This is a genomic window from Pseudomonas svalbardensis (genome assembly GCF_030053115.1).
Lineage (GTDB): Bacteria > Pseudomonadota > Gammaproteobacteria > Pseudomonadales > Pseudomonadaceae > Aquipseudomonas > Aquipseudomonas svalbardensis.
Genome location: NZ_CP125619.1, coordinates 1,357,114 through 1,371,112, shown reverse-complemented (window position 1 = coordinate 1,371,112; position 13,999 = coordinate 1,357,114). Strand labels below are relative to the sequence as shown.

14 protein-coding genes are annotated in these 13,999 nt (G+C 57.8%); all 14 read right to left on the bottom strand.

Features of this window, described 5'->3' with window-relative positions; all coding sequences use genetic code 11:
* Positions 1–103 precede the first annotated feature (103 nt).
* The 14 genes from rnhB to tsf all read right to left on the bottom strand — a co-directional run bounded on the left by rnhB (position 104) and on the right by tsf (position 13,807).
* Entirely contained in the window at positions 104–730 is a 627-nt protein-coding gene (rnhB, locus tag QFX16_RS06045; RefSeq protein ID WP_283184524.1) for a ribonuclease HII, read from the bottom strand.
* An 11-nt stretch (positions 731–741) separates the two neighbouring features.
* Positions 742–1,872 carry a lipid-A-disaccharide synthase gene (gene lpxB, locus QFX16_RS06040; RefSeq protein WP_283183211.1) on the bottom strand — a complete coding sequence of 377 codons (1,131 nt, stop codon included), beginning with the start codon at positions 1,870–1,872 and terminating at the stop codon, positions 742–744.
* A gap of 2 nt (positions 1,873–1,874) precedes the next feature.
* Entirely contained in the window at positions 1,875–2,651 is a 777-nt protein-coding gene (gene lpxA, locus QFX16_RS06035) for an acyl-ACP--UDP-N-acetylglucosamine O-acyltransferase (protein WP_282482280.1), read from the bottom strand.
* Positions 2,648–3,088, bottom strand: a complete 441-nt coding sequence (gene fabZ / locus QFX16_RS06030) for a 3-hydroxyacyl-ACP dehydratase FabZ (protein WP_008154051.1) — start codon at positions 3,086–3,088, stop codon at positions 2,648–2,650. Before fabZ ends, lpxA begins: the two co-directional genes overlap by 4 nt.
* Before the next feature lie 107 nt (positions 3,089–3,195).
* Positions 3,196–4,251, bottom strand: a complete 1,056-nt coding sequence (gene lpxD, locus QFX16_RS06025; RefSeq protein WP_283183210.1) for a UDP-3-O-(3-hydroxymyristoyl)glucosamine N-acyltransferase — start codon at positions 4,249–4,251, stop codon at positions 3,196–3,198.
* 2 nt (positions 4,252–4,253) lie between these two features.
* Positions 4,254–4,757, bottom strand: a complete 504-nt coding sequence (locus QFX16_RS06020) for an OmpH/Skp family outer membrane protein (RefSeq protein ID WP_010462812.1) — start codon at positions 4,755–4,757, stop codon at positions 4,254–4,256.
* A 45-nt stretch (positions 4,758–4,802) separates the two neighbouring features.
* Positions 4,803–7,193: an outer membrane protein assembly factor BamA gene (bamA, locus tag QFX16_RS06015; protein WP_283183209.1), complete on the bottom strand. Its 2,391-nt coding sequence runs from the start codon at positions 7,191–7,193 to the stop codon at positions 4,803–4,805.
* Positions 7,194–7,267: 74 nt separating this feature from the next.
* Positions 7,268–8,620 carry a sigma E protease regulator RseP gene (rseP, locus tag QFX16_RS06010; protein WP_283183208.1) on the bottom strand — a complete coding sequence of 451 codons (1,353 nt, stop codon included), beginning with the start codon at positions 8,618–8,620 and terminating at the stop codon, positions 7,268–7,270.
* A gap of 53 nt (positions 8,621–8,673) precedes the next feature.
* Positions 8,674–9,864, bottom strand: a complete 1,191-nt coding sequence (gene ispC / locus QFX16_RS06005) for a 1-deoxy-D-xylulose-5-phosphate reductoisomerase (RefSeq protein WP_283183207.1) — start codon at positions 9,862–9,864, stop codon at positions 8,674–8,676.
* Positions 9,861–10,667: a phosphatidate cytidylyltransferase gene (locus tag QFX16_RS06000; RefSeq protein ID WP_283183206.1), complete on the bottom strand. Its 807-nt coding sequence runs from the start codon at positions 10,665–10,667 to the stop codon at positions 9,861–9,863. The genes ispC and QFX16_RS06000 overlap by 4 nt, the downstream gene beginning before the upstream one ends.
* On the bottom strand, positions 10,667–11,422 hold the full coding sequence (gene uppS, locus QFX16_RS05995; RefSeq protein WP_033056297.1) for a polyprenyl diphosphate synthase: 756 nt from the start codon (positions 11,420–11,422) through the stop codon (positions 10,667–10,669). Before uppS ends, QFX16_RS06000 begins: the two co-directional genes overlap by 1 nt.
* A 13-nt stretch (positions 11,423–11,435) precedes the next feature.
* Entirely contained in the window at positions 11,436–11,993 is a 558-nt protein-coding gene (gene frr / locus QFX16_RS05990; protein ID WP_033056300.1) for a ribosome recycling factor, read from the bottom strand.
* Positions 11,990–12,733, bottom strand: a complete 744-nt coding sequence (gene pyrH / locus QFX16_RS05985; protein ID WP_003172271.1) for a UMP kinase — start codon at positions 12,731–12,733, stop codon at positions 11,990–11,992. Before pyrH ends, frr begins: the two co-directional genes overlap by 4 nt.
* A gap of 210 nt (positions 12,734–12,943) precedes the next feature.
* Entirely contained in the window at positions 12,944–13,807 is an 864-nt protein-coding gene (gene tsf, locus QFX16_RS05980; protein WP_033056302.1) for a translation elongation factor Ts, read from the bottom strand.
* Between the last annotated feature and the right edge of the window lie 192 nt (positions 13,808–13,999).

The following is a 13,999-nucleotide window of genomic DNA, read 5'->3' as shown; positions in this document are numbered from 1 at the left end:
TCAACTCCGCTTTCTCGCTGCCGTTCGCCTTGTCTTACCTGCGCTCGTGACGCTTTAAATCGCCGGATTGTACCGGGCCTTGGCAAAAACATCAGCCTTGCGACTAACTCTCGATCAGGCTTTCCCGTGCCTCGTAAGCCAGGCGTACCGGGGCGAACGAGCGGCGGTGAATCGGCGTTGGCCCCAAGCGGGCCAGCGCCTCCAGATGAACGGGCGTCGGGTAGCCTTTGTGGCCACCGATGCCGTACCCCGGGTAAATCAATTCGAACGCTGCCATCTCGCGGTCGCGGCTGACCTTGGCCAGAATCGACGCTGCGGCGATGGCCGGTACCTTACCGTCGCCCTGCACCACCGCTTCGGCACGCATCGATAGCTTCGGGCAACGATTGCCATCAATCATCGCCAGTTTCGGCGTGATGTGCAGACCTTCGACCGCGCGCTGCATGGCCAGCATGGTGGCGTGCAGGATGTTCAGCTCGTCGATTTCTTCAACTTCGGCGCGAGCGATGCACCAGCTCAGGGCTTTTTCGCAGATCTCATCGTAGAGCTTTTCGCGGCGTGCTTCGGTGAGTTTCTTCGAATCATTCAGGCCCAGAATCGGACGGTTTGGATCGAGGATCACTGCGGCTGTCACCACTGCACCACAAAGCGGGCCGCGACCGACTTCGTCAACGCCGGCGACCAGATCTTCAACTTCGGCGACCAGGGTGAAGTCCAGGCCCATCTGAATGTTTGCTTTGCTCATTGTGTTTTGCCGATCAGGTTCAGTACCGCGTTCGCCGCCTGATTGGAGGCGTCCAGACGTAAGGTACGGTGAATTTCATCGAAGCCGCGGGTCTGCTCTTCACCGCCTTCGATCAGTGGCGACAGCGTTTGGGCCAAGGCTTCAACCGTCGCATCGTCCTGCAACAACTCGGGCACCAACAGGCGCTGGGCCAGCAGGTTCGGCAAGGAGATGTAGGGACTTTTCACCATGCGCTTGAGAATCCAGAACGTCAGCGGTGCCAAGCGGTATGCGACCACCATCGGCCGTTTGTACAACAACGCTTCCAGGGTCGCCGTTCCGGAGGCAATCAGTACCGCGTCGCAGGCCGCCAGAGCCAGATGGGATTTGCCATCGAGCAATGTCAGCGGCAGATCTCGGCCCGCCAGCAGCTCTTCAAGCTGCTTGCGGCGCTCGGGGCCGGCGCAAGGCATGACGAACCGCACACCAGGGCGCAGGGCTCGCAGACGCTGGGCCGTATCGAGGAACAACGCACCTAGCCGGCCAACTTCGCCACCACGACTGCCCGGCATCAGAGCAACCAGCGGCCCGTCGGGCAAGCCGAGTTCAGCCCGCGCGGCGGCGCGATCGGCTTCAAGCGGGATCGCATCGGCCAGTGAGTGCCCGACAAACCGCACCGGCACGCCCTTCTCTTCATAGAATTTCGCTTCGAACGGGAACAACGTCAGCATCAGATCGCAGCCTTCGCGAATCTTCAGCACCCGTTTCTGCCGCCACGCCCAAACCGACGGGCTAACGTAATGCACGGTCTTGATTCCGGCCTGACGCAGCTTGAGTTCGATATTGAGGTTGAAGTCCGGGGCATCAATACCGATGAACACGTCCGGCTTCTCGGCGATCAGGTCGGCAACCAGTTTCTTGCGACGTGCCAGCAACTCGCGCAAGCGGCCCAGCACTTCCACCAGGCCCATGACCGAAAGACGCTCCATCGGGAAATACGAGGTCAGGCCTTCGGCCTGCATCAGCGGACCGCCGACACCGATGAACTCGACTGCCGGGTGCTGAGCCTTAAGTGCGCGCATGAGACCCGCGCCAAGAATGTCGCCGGAAGCCTCACCCGCCACCAGCGCAATACGCAGATTAGCCATGATTAACGAGTGATGCCGCGGGTCGAAGACTGGATGGAATCACGGAACACCGCGACTTCCGGAAACTGGGCCGACGGTTCGGCCAGTTCGGCGAGCGCCTGTTCGACCGTCAGCCCCTGGCGATAAACCACCTTGTAGGCACGACGCAGCGCGTGGATCGCATCTTCGCTGAAACCGCGACGACGCATGCCTTCGAAGTTCATGCTGCGAGCTTCGGCCGGGTTGCCGAACACCGTAACGTAAGCCGGGACGTCCTTGCCGATAGCCGTGCCCATACCGGAAAAGCTGTGGGCGCCGATATGGCAGTACTGATGAACCAAGGTAAAACCGGACAGGATTGCCCAGTCTTCAACGTGCACATGGCCCGCCAACGCGGTGTTGTTGACCAGGATACAGTGGTTGCCGATGACGCTATCGTGGCCGATGTGGGCATAGGCCATGATCAGATTGTGATCGCCCAGGGTTGTTTCAGAGCGGTCCTGAACGGTCCCACGGTGAATCGTCACGCCTTCACGGATGACGTTGTGGTCACCGATGACCAGACGGGTTTCTTCACCCTTGTATTTCAGATCGGGCGTGTCCTCACCTACCGAAGAAAACTGGTAGATGCGGTTGTGCTTTCCGATTCGGGTCGGGCCTTTGAGAATCACATGCGGCCCGATCACTGTCCCCTCGCCGATTTCCACACCTGCACCGATGATCGACCAAGGGCCGACCTCGACGCCGTCGGCCAGGATAGCCGTCGGATCGATGATTGCGCGAGGGTCAATCAAACTCATAGTTTGCGTTCCGCGCAGATGATTTCAGCAGAACAGACTGGCTTGCCATCGACCGAAGCCTGGCATTCGAACTTCCATATCTGGCGCTTGCAGCTGATGAAGCGGGCTTCGAGGATCAACTGATCGCCTGGGGTGACGGGCTGGCGAAAACGCAGCTTGTCGGAGCCGACGAAGTAGTAGAGCGTGCCGTCGGCAGGCTTCACGTCGAGCATTTTGAAGCCAAGGATGCCGGCAGCCTGAGCCATCGCTTCGATGATCAACACACCCGGCATGATTGGATGCGCAGGGAAGTGACCATTGAAGAACGGTTCGTTGATGCTGACATTCTTGTAGGCGCGAATGCGCTTGCCTTCCACATCCAGATCCACGACCCGGTCCACCAGCAGGAACGGGTAACGGTGAGGCAGGTATTCGCGAATCTCGTTGATGTCCATCATTTCGGGGGGAAGCCTATGTAAAGATTGGGAGGCGCGACTGACGCGCACCCCTCTAGCAAATCAAGGAGGCAGTCTAGCGGCTGTGCACACTTGATATGGAAATGGTATCAGCCATCTGATGAAGCATTACCGTCAGGGGTCACTTCCCCTACACGCTTTTCCAGCTGTCGCAGACGCCGCGCGATGTCATCGAGCTGACGGATGCGGGCCGCGCTTTTGCGCCATTCGGCTGCCGGTTGCATGGCTGTACCGGAAGAATAGGAACCCTTTTCGGTAATCGAGTGGGTCACCATGGTCATCCCGGTGATGAAAACGTTGTCGCAAATTTCGATATGCCCCACCAGCCCTACGCCACCGGCGAGCATGCAATGCTTGCCGATTTTGGTGCTGCCGGAGATCCCCACGCACGCGGCCATGGCGGTGTGATCACCGACCTGGACGTTGTGGGCGATCTGAATCTGGTTGTCGAGTTTCACCCCGTTACCCAGAACGGTATCGGCTAGCGCACCGCGATCAATAGCGGTATTCACGCCAATCTCCACGTCATCACCGACCAGCACACCACCGATCTGGGCGATTTTCTGCCAGACTCCTTTCTCGTTGGCAAAACCGAAACCTTCGCCACCGAGCACGGCACCCGATTGAATCACCACCCGTTTACCGATGCGAACATCGTGGTACAGCGTGACTCGCGGGGCCAGCCAGCCGCCCTCGCCAATCTCGCAGCGGGCACCGATGAAGCAGTGCGCGCCAACGGTCACGCCCGCAGCAATACGCGCGCAGCTTTCGATCACCGCAAAGGCGCCAATGCTCGCCGCCGGATCGACCATTGCATCCGCTGCCACAACGGCTGTCGGATGAACACCGACAGCGGCCTTTGGCTTGGGATCGAACAGATGGGAAATCCGCGCGTAGGCCAGATAAGGGTCAGGCACCACCAGCGCATTACCTGCAAAACCTTCAGCGTCAGCGGCCTTCAGCAACAGGGCTGCGGCCCGGCTGTCAGCCAGGTATTTACGGTATTGGGGGTTTGCGAGAAAGCTCAACTGAGCTGGGCCAGCCTCTTGCAAAGTGGCTAGCCCAGTAATTTCTTTCTCCGGGTCGCCACGCAGTGTGGCGCCGAGGAACTCGGCCAATTGGCCGAGCTTTATAGTCGCTGTCATGGTTACTTCAGCTGATTCATGCGCTCGATAACCTGGCGAGTGATGTCGTACTGAGGTTTGACATCAATCACTGCGCCACGCTCGAAGACCAGGTCAAAAGCACCTTTCTTGATGACTTCTTCCACAGCGCTGTCCAGTTTCGGCTTGAGCTGCTTCAGCATTTCACGGTCGGCAACGGCTTTGGCTTCGTTCAGTTCCTTGGACTGGAACTGGAAATCACGGGCCTTTTGCTTGAACTCGAGTTCCAGGCGTTCACGCTCGCCTTGCTGCATCTTGTCGCCGCCAGCCATCAGACGATCCTGAATACCTTTGGCACTGCTTTCCAGAGTCTTGAGCTTGGACAGCTGTGGACCGAACTTCTTCTCGGCATCAACGGCGTACTTCTTGGCCGCATCGGATTCCAGCAGAGCCATCTGATAGTTCAGAACGGCGATTTTCATGTCGGCAAAAGCCGGACCTGCTACCAGTACGGTCGCCAGGAGAACCAATTGAGTCAACTTACGCACGATGCACTCCTACAAAATCCATTGTCGTTATCTTGGGTCAGACGCTTAGAACGTCTGGCCGAGGGAGAATTGGAACACTTGAGTCTCAGCGTCATCCGGTTTCTTGATCGGCATGGCCAACGCGAAGCTCAGAGGACCCAGTGCGGTAACCCAGGTCACGCCTACACCGACGGAGCTGGCCACGTTGCTCAGGCTGATGTCGTTACACTCTGTTTGAGCGGCTGAACCGACATTTGCGTTCGTGGTTTTTTCGCAATTGGAGTCGAATACGTTACCCACATCCCAGAATACCGAAGTACGCAGGGAACGCTGATCCTTGACGAATGGCAGCGGGAACAGAACCTCGACACCACCCTGGATCAAAACGTTACCACCGAACGGCAGCGGATCCTGGTCCGGGTCAGCGAGCGTACCGGTGTTACCCGTCACAGCCGCACCGCGACTTGGGGTACTGCGAGGACCGAGGGTGCTGTCCTTGAAGCCACGAACCGAGTTGAAACCACCAGCATAGTAGTTTTCATAGAACGGCAAGCCATCGGTAGAACCATAACCATCGCCATAGCCCAGTTCGGTGTGCAGGCGCATGGTGTAATTTTCAGACAATGGCTGGAACAACTGGCCACGGTAATCAAGCTTGAAGAACGACAGGTCGCTGCCTGGCGTGGTGGTTTCCAGTGTCAGGCTTTGGGAATGACCACGGGTCGCCAATACGCCTTTGTTCAGTGTGGATTCGGACCAGCCGGCCGAAGCCTTGAAGTTCAGGTAGTTGTCGCCTTCCTTGTTAACGAAGTCGAAGATCTCGTCAACGGTGTACTGACCGGTCTTGATCTTATCTTGTTGCGCAGTCAGGCCGAAGGTCAGACGCGAAGTCTCGCTGATCGGATAGCCGACGCTCACACCTGCACCCAGGCTGTCTACGGCATAGCTGGCTACATCGACGTCAAGGTCGTCGTAGTCGGTGGTGCGATAGAACGCGTTGTAACCCAGGCTCACGCCATCAGCAGTCCAGTACGGGTCGACATAACCGAAGTTATAGCGACTCTGGTATTCACTGCGGGTCAAGCCAACGCTGACCTTGTTACCGGTACCGAGGAAGTTGTTCTGAGTGATCGAACCACCGAGGATCAGACCGGCACTCTGGGCGAAACCGACGCTGGCAGTGATCGAACCGGAAGCTTGTTCCTCAACGCTGTAGTTCACGTCAACCTGGTCATCAACGCCCGGTACAGCCGGGGTTTCGACGTTGACTTCCTTGAAGAAGCCCAGACGTTCAAGACGAGTCTTGGATTGGTCGATCAAGTAAGTAGAAGCCCAGCCGCCTTCCATCTGACGCATTTCACGGCGCAGCACTTCGTCTTCGGACTTGGTGTTGCCACGGAAGTTGATGCGGTTCACGTAAGCACGCTTGCCCGGATCGACGGCGAACGTGATGTCGACGGTGTGGTCTTCATCGTGAGGCTGAGGCACGCCATTGACGTTGGCGAAGGTGTAACCCTCGTTACCCAGACGGCGGGTGATCAGTTCGGACGTGGTGGTCATCAACTTGCGCGAGAACACCTGGCCTTTCTGGACCAGCAGCAGGGACTTGACCTGGTCTTCAGGGACTTTCAGGTCGCCGCTCAGCTTGACGTCACGGACGGTGTACTTCTCGCCTTCATTGACGTTGACGGTGATATAGACGTGCTTCTTGTCCGGAGTGATGGACACCTGGGTCGAAGCGATATCCATGTTGATATAGCCACGGTCCAGGTAGTAGGAGCGCAGACGCTCCAGGTCACCGGAAAGTTTTTCACGAGCATACTTGTCATCGTTCTTGAAGAACGACAGCCAGTTGGTGGTCTTGAGTTCAAACAGGTCGATCAGGTCTTCATCAGGGAAGACGGTGTTACCCACCACGTTGATGTGCTGGATAGCAGCAACGGTGCCTTCGTTGATATTGACCTTCAACGCAACGCGGTTACGCGGCTGCGGCACCACTTCAGTGTCGACGGTAGCCGAGTAGCGACCCTGAGCGACGTATTGGCGCTGCAGCTCGTTACGCACACCTTCGAGGGTGGCGCGCTGGAAGATCTCGCCTTCGGCCAGACCGGATTGCTTGAGGCCTTTCATCAGGTCTTCAGTGGAGATCGCCTTGTTACCCTCGATCTCGATACTGGCGACCGACGGGCGCTCGACTACCGTGATGACCAGGACGTTGCCATCGCGGCCCAGCTGGATATCTTGAAAGAAACCGGTTTTGAACAACGCACGAGTGGATTCCACCAGGCGACGATCATCCGCCTGTTCCCCGACGTTCAACGGCAAAGCACCAAAGACGCTACCCGCGGAGACCCGCTGGAGGCCATTGACGCGAATATCAGAGATAGTGAAGGACTCGGCGTGAACTTCGGCGATCATCAACACGGTGAGAACCGCAGTTAGCAGCAGACGTTTCATGAAGTCCTTTCTTATTCCAACTGGCAATAAACAAACTGCCGCAAAATGCGGCAGATTCGCAATTCAGCGAAGCGTTACAGTCGACCCAGATCATTGACAAGAGCAAGCAACATCACCCCGATCACCAAACTGATACCGATCTGTATCCCCCAACCCTGCACCCGATCCGACAAGGGGCGACCACGCGCCCACTCGATCAGATAAAACAACAAATGCCCCCCATCCAGTACAGGAATGGGCAACAAATTCAGAACTCCCAAGCTAATACTCAGATAAGCAAGGAAATTCAGGAAATCAGCGACACCCGACTGGGCAGAAGCGCCCGCCACTTTAGCAATGGTTATCGGTCCACTCAAGTTTTTTACCGAGAGCTCACCGAACAACATTTTCTTGAGCGAATCGAGGGTCAGTACACTCATGGTCCAGGTGCGTCGAGCACCCTCCCCAATCGCTGCCACAGGACCATAACTCACTTCGCGAATCATCTCTGGCGGCCAATCAACTGCCTTCACCCCAGCTCCCAGATAACCACTGGGTGCCTTCTTCTCGCCGCGAGCGGCCAGCGTCACAGGGACGTCGATTTGAGCACCATCACGCTCGACGCGCAGCATGATTTTGGTATCAGGGTGCATACGGACCGTGTCCACCACCTGCTGCCAGTCATCAAGCGACTTACCGTCCAGAGCCAACAGTCGGTCACCGGTCTTCAGGCCAGCAGCCTGTGCCGGGCCTTTCGGGTCAAGTTCGGCCAGGACCGGTGGCAGCGCCGGACGCCAAGGGCGTAAACCCAGCGAACGAATCGGATCTGGCTCATCGGCACCCTTGAGCCATTTATCCAGCATCAGCTCACGGGGCGAATCCGCGGTGGAACCCTGATCACGGACCAGCAACTGCAGGGAACCGCTCTCCCCAAGACGACGGACCAACTGCAGGTTCACCGCGGCCCAGCCGGAAGTTGGCTCGCCATCGATGGCAATGATTTCCTGGCCCGCGCTCAAACCAGCCTTGGCGGCGATGCTGCCGGATTCGACTGCACCAATGACCGGGCGCACTTGCTCGCTGCCGAGCATGGCGAGTACCCAGAAAAAAATCATCGCCAGTAAAAAGTTGGCAATCGGACCCGCCGATACGATAGCGATGCGCTGGCGGACGGATTTGCGATTGAAGGATTGATCAAGCTGATCGGCCGGCACTTCGCCTTCGCGCTCGTCGAGCATTTTCACGTAACCGCCCAGCGGGATCGCGGCGACGACGAATTCAGTGCCTTTCTTGTCGTGCCAGCGCAGCAACGGCATACCGAAGCCCACGGAGAAACGCAGCACTTTGACCCCACAGCGACGTGCGACCCAAAAATGGCCGAATTCGTGGAAGGTGACCAGCACACCCAAAGCCACCAGGGTGCCGACAATCATATAGAGCGCGCTCATCTACTTTCTCCGCAATCCTGTCCAGTGCCGCATGGGTCAACGTATTGCAGCACTTACCGCCCGTGACGACTCAACCATTGTTCGGCCAGTACTCGCGCTTTTGCGTCGGCCGTGAACACTGCCTCGAGATCGTCAACCGCAACCACGGGCTCGAGATTCAATACTTCTTCGATGATACTCGCGATTTCCGGGTAGCGAACACGTCCGTCGAGAAAGGCCGCGACCGCCACTTCATTCGCCGCATTTAGCATGGCCGGCGCGCTATTGCCGGATTCAGCCGCCTGACGCGCAAGGCGCAGACACGGGAATCGCTCTTCATCAGGCGCCTGGAAGTCCAGCCGCGCAATTGCAAACAGGTCCAGCGGCGCAACACCCGAGTCGATTCGCTCCGGCCAGGCCAGCGCGTTAGCGATCGGCGTGCGCATGTCAGGGTTACCTAACTGGGCCAATACCGAACCGTCGATGTAATCGACCAGCGAATGAATCACGCTTTGAGGATGAATCAGCACTTCGACCTGAGACGGCTTGGCATCAAACAGCCAGCAGGCTTCGATCAGCTCCAACCCCTTGTTCATCATGCTGGCCGAATCCACCGAAATCTTGCGCCCCATGGACCAGTTCGGGTGGGCACACGCTTGCTCAGGGGAAACATGCACCAGTTCAGCCATAGGTGTCTGTCGGAACGGACCGCCAGAGGCCGTGAGTAAAATCCGACGCACCCCGACGGCACTGAGCCCACGAGCGAAATCCTGTGGCATGCACTGGAAAATCGCGTTGTGCTCGCTGTCGATCGGCAGCAACACCGAACCACTCTTGCGCACTGCCTGCATGAACAGCGCACCGGACATCACCAGTGCTTCTTTGTTGGCCAGGAGGATTTTCTTGCCGGCTTCGACCGCCGCCAGGGTCGGTCGCAAGCCCGCAGCGCCAACGATGGCCGCCATGACCGCATCGACCTCAGGATCGGAAGCAACCTGACACAGGCCCTCCTCACCCACCAACACGCGAGTCGACAGACCTGCGGCGCGCAAGTCGTCCTGCAAGCCTCGGGCAGCACCCGCCTCAGGCACCACGGCAAACCGCGGCGTATGACGAACACACAGCGCCAACAGCTCGCTCAGACGGGTGAAACCGCTCAAGGCGAAAACCTGATAGCGCTCGGGATGGCGAGCGATGACGTCAAGCGTGCTCAGACCAATCGAACCGGTCGCCCCCAGGACGGTAATCTGCTGCGGGCGGCTCACGGTGCCGCCATCCACAGCAGCACGGCAAACACTGGAATCGCTGCAGTCAGGCTGTCGATACGGTCCAGCACGCCGCCGTGACCCGGCAATAGATTGCTGCTGTCCTTGATCCCGGACTGACGCTTGAACATGCTTTCGGTGAGATCACCTACCACCGAGATAAACACGATGATGGCTGCACCCATCAGACCTTTGAACAGCTGCGCCACCGTCCAGTCTCGAACCAGACCGACAATGACAGTAATGACCAGACTCACCGCGAGGCCGCCGTAGACGCCCTCCCAGCTTTTGCCGGGACTGACCTGTGGCGCCAGCTTGCGCTTGCCAAAGGCCCGACCGGAGAAGTAAGCACCGATATCAGCGCCCCAGACCAGCACCATCACCGCCATGATCAGCCAGTTGCCCAAAGGCTCCTGCTTGATCTGAACCAGACCTTGCCAGGCGGGCAGCAGGATCAGCAGGCCGATCACCAGCTTACAGGCAGCGCTGGACCAAAGTTCGCTGGAGCGCGGATACGTCAGCACCAGATAGGTTGCAACGCCCCACCAAAGTACCGACGCGCCCAATACCCAAGGCGCGAGCCCAGGCAGGATATGCATGACAAACAGCATCAACGCGACGACAGCCGCATAGGCAGCGCGGACCGGCTGCTCAGTGAAGCCCGCCAGGCGTGCCCACTCCCATGCACCAAGGGTCACGACCAGCCCGATGAACAGCGCAAAACCGGTGCCTTCGAGCAGGAAAAACCCGCACAGGGCAATCGGCAGCAGGATCAGCGCGGTGATGATTCGTTGTTTAAGCATTAAACCCGGGCTCCAGCCTCGACCTGCTCGCTCGTTTTACCGAAGCGGCGCTGCCGAGAAGCAAAATCGGCCAGCGCGGTACGCATGGCATCGTGTTTGAAGTCCGGCCAGAACAGGTCGGAGAAGTACAACTCGGCGTAAGCCAGCTGCCACAGCAGGAAGTTACTGATGCGGTGCTCGCCACCGGTACGGATGCACAAGTCCGGCAACGGCAGATCGCCGGTAGCCAGACAGGTTTGCAACAGTTCCGGGGTAATGTCTTCGGGGCGCAGGTGCCCGGCCTGAACTTCCCGAGCCAGACGCTGTGCAGCCTGCGCGATATCCCACTGTCCGCCATAGTTGGCAGCAATCTGCAGAACGAAGCGATTGGTGCCCGCCGTCATCGCCTCGGCTTCACGCATGGCAGCCTGAAGCTCTGGATGAAAGCGCGAACGGTCACCAATGATGCGCAAACTGATGTTGTTTTCGTTCAGGCGCTTGGCCTCGCGACGCAATGCCTTGAAGAACAGATCCATCAAGGCACTGACCTCGTCGGCCGGGCGCTGCCAGTTCTCGCTGGAGAAGGCGAACAGGGTCAATACTTCGACCCCGGCCTCGGCGCACACCTCGATCACCGCACGAACAGCATCCACGCCCGCTTTATGACCGGCGACACCCGGCATAAAGCGCTTTTTCGCCCAGCGATTATTACCATCCATGATGATCGCGACATGGCGCGGCACCGCGGACGGCGCAGTCTGCTTGGTCTTTTCCATGAAAACGTGACCCTTATACGGCCATCAGGTCTTTTTCTTTCTGCGCCAGATTCGCGTCGATTTCAGCCACGAACTTTTTGGTCAAATCATCGATCTCGCCAGTGGCGCGGCGCTCTTCGTCTTCGCTGATTTCTTTTTCCTTGACCAGATCCTTGAGCTGACTGTTCGCATCACGACGGATGTTGCGCACCGCAACACGAGCATCTTCAGCGACATCGCGAGCCTGCTTGGTGAAGCCCTTGCGGGTTTCTTCGGTCAGGGCCGGCATGGAGATCAGCAGCAATTCACCCAGGTTGGTCGGGTTGAGGTTCAGGCCCGCGCTACCAATGGCTTTGTCGACGGCACCCAGCATGTTGCGCTCAAAGGCAACGACTTGCAGGGTACGGGCGTCTTTGACAGTGATGTTCGCCACCTGTTTGATCGGGGTGTCAGAACCGTAATACGGCACCATCACGCCTTCCAGAATGCTTGGGTGCGCCTGTCCAGTACGAATACGGCCGAAGTTGTGCATCAGCGACTCGACGGATTTCTGCATACGCTCTTTAGCGTCTTTCTTGATTTCGTTGATCATTGTTGGCCTTCCTCGATCAGGGTCCCTTCAGCGCCGCCATGTACGATGTTCAGCAGGGCGCCGGGCTTGTTCATGTTAAATACGCGCAACGGCATCTTGTGGTCGCGGCACAGGCAAATGGCGGTCAGATCCATCACGCCCAGCTTGCGATCCAGCACTTCATCGTAAGTCAGATGATCGAACTTCTCGGCATGCGGGTCTTTGAATGGGTCAGCGGTGTAGACGCCATCGACCTTGGTCGCCTTGAGCACGACATCGGCATCGATTTCGATTGCACGCAAGCACGCTGCCGAATCCGTGGTGAAGAACGGATTGCCGGTACCGGCCGCGAAAATCACGACTTCCTTGGCGTTCAAGTGGCGCATGGCTTTGCGGCGATCATAGTGATCGGTTACGCCAACCATGGAAATGGCCGACATCACGATGGCCGAGATATTGGCACGTTCCAGCGCATCGCGCATGGCCAGGGCGTTCATCACAGTGGCCAGCATGCCCATGTGGTCGCCGGTGACCCGGTCCATGCCGGCCGCGCTCAGCGCTGCACCGCGGAACAGGTTGCCGCCGCCGATCACCAGACCGACCTGAACACCGATGCCGACCAGTTGGCCGACTTCCAGCGCCATGCGATCCAGAACTTTCGGATCGATCCCGAACTCTTCCGAGCCCATCAGGGCCTCGCCGCTAAGCTTGAGTAGAATGCGTTTATAGCGAGCCTGATAACCACTGCCCTGCTGAGCCATTGCGAATCTCTCCTGCGGCGTATTTTAAAAATTCTTTGCGAGCTGTTTACAGCTGGCGTTCACTCTAACTTGGCGCTGCTTCAGCGCCATCGGAACATGGCTTTGTAAGCCAGTTCCAAGGGGAAACCAATTAAAAATTGGTGCCCCATCTGAAAAGAGGCTGCGCGCGTGAGCGGGCAGCCTCTTCAGGGCGACAGTTAAAAAACCGTCTTATTGCTTGGCGGCAGCCAGCTGGGCAGCAACTTCTTCAGCGAAGTTGTCGACCGGCTTCTCGATGCCATCGCCTACTTTGAAGTAGGTGAAGGAAACAATTTCAGCACCGGCTTTCTTGGCCAGTTCGCCAACCTTGATTTCAGGGTTCTTGACGAACGCCTGCTCAACCAGGCTCGCTTCAGCCAGGAATTTGCTGATACGGCCTTTGACCATGTTTTCAACAATGTTTTCTGGCTTGCCGGCGATCTTGTCAGCGTTGAGGGTCAGGAACACGCCCTTCTCACGCTCGACCGCTTCAGCGGAAACTTCCGATGGCAGCAGGAATTCAGGGTTGGTCGCCGCTACGTGCATGGCGATGTCCTTGGCCAGCTCAACGCTGCCGCCTTTAAGGGCAACCACAACACCGATCTTGTTGCCGTGCAGGTAACCACCAACAACGTCACCTTCAACGCGAGCCAGGCGACGGATGTTGACGTTTTCGCCAACCTTGCCGACCAGAACCAGGCGATCGGCTTCTTGAGCTGCGATCAGAGGAGCAACGTCAGTCAGTTTGTCAGCGAACGCTTTTTCAACGCTGGAAGCGACAAATGCCTTGAAGTCATCCTGCAAAGCCAGGAAGTCGGTCTGCGAGTTCACTTCCAGCAGAACGGCGGATTTACCGTCTTCCTTCAGAGCGATTGCGCCTTCAGCAGCCACGTTGCCTGCTTTCTTGGCAGCCTTGATAGCGCCGGAAGCACGCATGTCATCAATGGCTTTTTCGATGTCGCCGCCGGCCTTGGTCAAGGCCTTTTTGCAGTCCATCATGCCTTCGCCAGTACGCTCGCGCAGTTCTTTGACCAACGCTGCAGTAATCTCTGCCATTTCAAAATTCCTCTTGGATAGGTTTTCAACCATTCCACCCGATCGAACGGGCGATCAATTCTTCCCGAACCACCCTTGCTGGCTGCTGCAGGTTACAAGGACTGTAACTGCGCTGCCGACAAACGGTTTTCGAGGTGGCAAAAAGGGGGCCAAGCCCCCTTTTTGCTTACTGAGTCAACGCCAAGGCGTCAA